Genomic DNA, 4,489 nt, shown 5'->3' on the forward strand with positions numbered 1-4,489 from the left:
TTAGTAACCGGTGCGGGCGGCAGCATTGGTAGCGAGCTCTGCCGCCAGATCGCCGGGCTGAATCCAGCGCGCTTGCTGCTACTGGGACGCGGTGAGAACTCGATTTTCGAGATCGAACAAGAGCTGATCCGAGACTTTGGCATCGCCCCCACCGCGATTATCGCCGATGTCAAAGACCGGGATCGCTTAGAGGAAGTCTTTCTCACGGAGCGGCCCACGGTGGTCTTCCATGCGGCAGCGCACAAGCACGTACCGCTGATGGAGACCAGTCCTAGCGAGGCTGTCAAGAACAACGTGCTCGGCACCCGCAATGTCGCCGAGGTCGCCACAGCCTGTGGAGTGCGTAAGCTGGTCTATGTCTCGACCGATAAGGCTGTCAACCCCGAGAGCGTGATGGGTGCGACCAAGCGCATCGGGGAGCAGATCGTCTCTGGCATCGCTCAGCAGAATCCCACCACAGAGTTCGCCGTCGTGCGCTTTGGCAATGTGCTGGGCTCACGTGGCTCCGTGGTGCCCACGATGCAAAAGCAGATCGCACGAGGCGGCCCCGTGACCGTAACCGATCCCAACATGACCCGCTACTTCATGACCATTCCTGAGGCCGTCCAGCTCATCTTACAAGCCGGAGCAATGGGCAAGCAGGGCGAGACTTTCTTACTCGACATGGGCAAGCCGGTTCGGATCTTGGACTTAGCTCGTGATCTGATCAGACTCTCAGGCCTGAGACCTGATGTGGACATTAAGATTGAGTTCACCGGCGTCCGCCCCGGCGAGAAGATCGTCGAAGAGCTTCTCTATGCCAGTGAGGCACGCCGTCCGACCGCACACACCAAGATCTCTGTGAGTGAGAGTGGCACGATTTCCCCCCTCTTGCTTCCTGCCGTGGATCGCCTGATTCGCTTGGCCTGTGAGGGGGAGCGAGACACACTCCGTGAAGAGATTCTCAAGGTAGCTCGCGGGGAGACAGTTCTCGGGGAGACGGTCTTTACCAGTGGGACAGTACGTGTATGACCGATAATGTGCTCCCTCCCGGCCCGCGTGACGAGATCATCGCGCCTGGCGACCCCGTCTATGCCCGCCTCGCCGATGCGGCTCGTCGTGGGCTACTTCCAGGCTGGCAACCCGTGGATTTTCTGCGCTCCGACCGCCTCTTCACCCGCCGTGAGCTTGCGCCTTTGCTGGCAAAGCTTCCTGTCAAAACTGAGTTTGTGGCCCTCGGAAACGCTCCTCGTGCTTTCGCTTCGGGCATGGGCTGGCAGGTGCAGGCCACCAAAGACGGCATCACGGCAGCCGAGGCAAGTGCCGAGTGGCAGGGCTGGAGTTTTGCGGCAGGACGACGCTCTCTGCGCTGGGGGCCAGGCTGGACGGGCGGGATGCTCTTCTCCGATTCTACCGCGCCGTTGGATCGCGTCAGTGTCACGAAAAACTTTGGCAAGCTCACCTTTGAGCAGTTCTACGGCCAGTTCTTTGAGCCCAACGACCCCACAGCCCCCGTGGAGTCGTCTAGTGGGACGCGTCGCCACTTAGCAGGTCGCCGCCTGACTCTTCAGAGCGAAGGCCCCTGGCAGATCTCCGCGGGGGAAGCAATCAAAGCCCTCCGGCTCCCCGATCCTGGCCTTGCTGCGGTCCTTCCCTGGTACGTCTATGAGCACGACTGGACCGTCGGAGGGACGGGGCGCTGGCTGGGCCTGCCGCGCTCCACAGCCTACCGAAACTCCCACTGGCTCAACTACATGGCCGATGTCAGTGTCTCCTACACCCCCAAAAACGGCACCCGCTTCTATGGCGAGTATCTGCTAGACGACATCAAAGCGCCCTCATTTTTAGGCGGCGTCGAGACCACGCCGCAGCGCTCAGGGCTGCTCCTCGGGGCCGCTGCCTCGCGGGGGCCGCTCTCGTGGCGTGCTGAGGTGATGGACACGAACCGCCGCACCTACCGTAGCGATATCAAGGCCGATGCCTGGCAGCGCGGCGACTCCCCACTCGGTCATGTCGCGGGCCCCAATGCCCATGTTCTCTTTGCCCGCACGGACTACAAAGTCAGCGCCAAGCTCTCCTTGGCAGTTGAGGCGGAGCAGCGCCGTCGCCGCGACGCCAGCCAGCCCGGCCCGACGAGCCTCAACCGTGTCACGCTCTTTGCCGCGACAACACTCACCCCACAAGCCTACGCCACGGCTCGCTTAGAGCGTGACAGCCTGCGCCTTACCTTTGGATGGATGCCGTAACCTTCACTGTCCGGGATCGGGCAGGACGGCCCCAGAGCCGGTGCACTCTCCGTGTGACTCTCCAGCTCTCGGGGGAGCGCATCTTGCCCGATGGCTGCCGCGTCCCCTGCTTTGACCGTCTCCAGCGCCGCATTATCACCGATAGCCGGGGATTGGCGAGCGTGCCACTTGGGTTCTCGTTTGAGGGAGGCTGGAAAGCGCAGCTTGCCGCACTTGATCTTGAGACACTGGCGCTCACCCAGAGCGGTGACACACTCACGGTGTTTGAGCCACCCGACCGCATGCTCTCTGACAACACACCGCTCTGGGGGCCGACACGGGGGAAAAATGGCCCCGTAGCTCTGGTTGTGATGGGCTTTGATGCCTCCAATGCCTTCACCGCAACCCAGATGATGCAGCTCATGGCAAGGGCTACCGACCCGCTTCGTGCCGCAGGCGGCAGCGTGGCGATCCTGCGCTTTCCCAACTCCCAGCTTGCGCCTGAGGCACTAGCGCCACGACTTCGCCGGGCGATTCTGGCTCTTGCCGAAGCCCTGCGAGATAGAGTCGCGGTGGTGGGGATCAGCACAGGGGGACTGACGGCGCGGGTCGCGCTGGCCGACAAGACCCTGCCCGTTCGCACGCTCCTCACCTACGATACCCCCCACCGAGGGGCGAACCTAAACCCACAGCTTCAGGCACTCATCCGGCGCTACGCAGGACCTGCGATGATCAAGCCTCTGGAGAGCCCCATCGCCCGCTTGATTCTTCGTGAGTACGCCTCCGAGATTCGCTGGCATAGACGCGGGCTTGCGGACTGGCCCGAGAGAGTCCTCTGCTCCCCCTGGGCTCCTCTCAACCTCCCCGAGTGGCCACGCTGGTGCCGCACGGTCGCGCTGAGCAACGGCCCGCGCCAGAAAAACAACACTCCCCAGACACTTCTCACCCTCTGGCAACCGTTTCGCCAGGAGCATGTCCGCGCCAGCGCTCACGACCAGCAGCCAGGCTCCTTGCTCTCCGGGCTGGCAGGCTTCTCCACCGCGCTCCCACTAGGGCTGGCGGGGGCAAAGATTAGGGATCTCCCCACTTTCATTCCCACGGAATCCGCACTCGATGCCGCACCCGGCCAAGCCCCTCCCACCGATGCTTTCTACTGCCTCCCAGACAGTGCACCGTCGTTGCTACACGATCAGCTCAGCGAGGAGGCTGCTCGTTTTCTTTTGAGACAGCTTTTACTATAAAAAAAACCGGTTAAACTACCATAATTACTTGAGTAATGACCCCAGAGATATCGGATTGGATGCCATGGCTCGCGGCAACAGCCCAGAAAACCCCGGATATCTCCTGCCTGCTCGATCCTCAGGGACAAATGGTCTATCTCAACCAGGCAGCGGAAACAATCTTTCTTGCCCCGGAGAGGATGGAGCTTTGCTGGCTGGCCGAGTTTGATGCCAGCGACGCGCCGAGCTCCGCACTCAGCCAACTCGATATTCTCCAAAAAGCCACAGACGAGCAGAGCTGGCGTGGCTTTCTTAAACACCGACTCCCCGGTGCCGACTGGACAAGCCTCGCCGTCACGGTGGTTCCACTCGCGGCGGACACGGGAGAGATCGCACGCTTTCATCTCAGCGGCCACGATATCACCGCGCTCAGCCTTCCTGCCCTGCCTAGTATCACGATCGAGACCCCACAGTTTGATCTCATGATGGGCCTACTAGAAGACGTGGTGAGCCTGCACGATGACCATCTCAACACGCTCTACGCCACTCCCGCGGTCTCACGCATCACCGGCCTGTCCCCCAAACAAATTGTTGGTAAGTCCGCTTTTATTCGAATTCATCCGGAGGATCGGCAACGGGTTCTTCACACATTGCGCTGCCTAAAACGCCAGGGTGAAGCCGTGGTGCGCTGGCGACACAGCAACAGTACGGGAGAGTGGTGCTGGCTAGAGACGCGTGTGCGCCTGTTAGAATCAAGCTGGGCTCCAGCGACTTATCTATGTGCCACACGCGATATTACGCAGCAGCTCGCCACGGCAGAGACAGTTCTCTGGCGCACGCAACACGATATCCTCACCGAGCTTCCCAACCGCGAGTACTTCCTAAAACAAGTCCAGAGCGCTATTGACACGCTCCCAAGCGAGCACATGCTGGCGACTCTCTTTATTGATTTGGATGGTTTCAAGCGCATCAATGACTCTTTAGGTCATGAAACCGGAGATGCCCTTCTTCGAGTCGTCGCGCAACGACTCCCGGATACGCTCCGCACGCACGACTCGGTCGGAC

Annotated in this window: 4 protein-coding genes; all 4 read left to right on the forward strand. The window is 61.1% G+C overall.

What is annotated here, in order from left to right; all coding sequences use genetic code 11:
• A partial coding sequence (locus AC1XOS_RS20040) for a UDP-N-acetylglucosamine 4,6-dehydratase family protein (protein ID WP_481963985.1) occupies window positions 1-1,011 on the forward strand: 1,011 nt, incomplete at its 5' end.
• Entirely contained in the window at window positions 1,008-2,225 is a 1,218-nt protein-coding gene (locus tag AC1XOS_RS20045; RefSeq protein WP_481963986.1) for a hypothetical protein, read from the forward strand. The genes AC1XOS_RS20040 and AC1XOS_RS20045, both read left to right, overlap by 4 nt.
• Window positions 2,213-3,445 (forward strand): esterase/lipase family protein, encoded by a 1,233-nt coding sequence (locus AC1XOS_RS20050; RefSeq protein ID WP_481963987.1) that lies wholly within the window; start codon window positions 2,213-2,215, stop codon window positions 3,443-3,445. The genes AC1XOS_RS20045 and AC1XOS_RS20050 overlap by 13 nt, the downstream gene beginning before the upstream one ends.
• Window positions 3,446-3,504: 59 nt before the next feature.
• Window positions 3,505-4,489 (forward strand): diguanylate cyclase domain-containing protein (locus tag AC1XOS_RS20055; protein WP_481963988.1); only part of this gene is annotated, 985 nt, incomplete at its 3' end.

The organism is Armatimonas sp., assembly GCF_964826245.1.

Coding starts and splice junctions, on each gene's coding strand:
- AC1XOS_RS20045 (WP_481963986.1), top strand. CDS start 1,008: ATGACCGATAATGTGCTCCCTCCCGGCCCGCGTGACGAGATCATCGCG.
- AC1XOS_RS20050 (WP_481963987.1), top strand. CDS start 2,213: ATGGATGCCGTAACCTTCACTGTCCGGGATCGGGCAGGACGGCCCCAG.